General features: G+C 47.7%; 2 pseudogenes. Both read right to left on the reverse strand.

The window, feature by feature from the left end:
- Positions 1-317 (reverse strand): annotated as a pseudogene (locus tag R7Z49_RS25390) (hypothetical protein); the annotation flags it as partial.
- Positions 304-669: pseudogene (locus R7Z49_RS25395) on the reverse strand (hypothetical protein); the annotation flags it as partial. The pseudogenes R7Z49_RS25395 and R7Z49_RS25390, both read right to left, overlap by 14 nt.

The raw sequence follows: 669 nt of genomic DNA on the forward strand, positions 1-669 counted from the left end.
ATAAGCGCATCGTCAAACATCACGGATGTCCAAGCGCCAACCTGACGAACAGCCTTGTCAACTTTGTTCCAAGCAACCATGGCTCTTGAACCCGAGTTGCCATCGATATGCTTGATGACGTCAGCGGGCTTTGGAAAAAATTGCCCAGTATCCGGTGATTGAATATGCCGAGTCAGACCGATTCGCACTTCTTCAATGCTATAAGCACGAAGGGCTTCAAATGCGATGGATAGCAATTGTGGTGATACGCTTTTGCCATACATGGCCCAAGCAGCTCCCCAAACTTCAGCAAACTCGGGTTTATCAACCTCCTGCACTTGAACGAACCTCCCGAATACCTGGTCCGGCCCAGCTTTCAGCAATGCGGCGATTGCTTTCTTCAATATTCAATTGGTGATTGCTGCCCTTTAGGCTCGTCGATGATTGCTGTACTTCATCAATGCGAACGTACTCGTCTTCCCATTGCCGGTTTAAAAGCCAGTTATGTGGCATAGGGGTCTTAGTCCGATCTTGATACTGCAATCGGTTGTCTCGTTGCTCTTTCCAGCGTGTTAGCACTTCCAAGGCGAGTTCATGGTCTTCATTGAGGCCCATGCGTAGCCATTCTTCTTTGGCTTTCGCTTTTTTTTCTTTGCGTATTTGTACATCCCAGAAGTCTTCAAACTGTAT

Source organism: Vibrio sp. 1562, assembly GCF_033340155.1.
Classification (GTDB): Bacteria; Pseudomonadota; Gammaproteobacteria; order Enterobacterales; family Vibrionaceae; genus Vibrio; species Vibrio alginolyticus.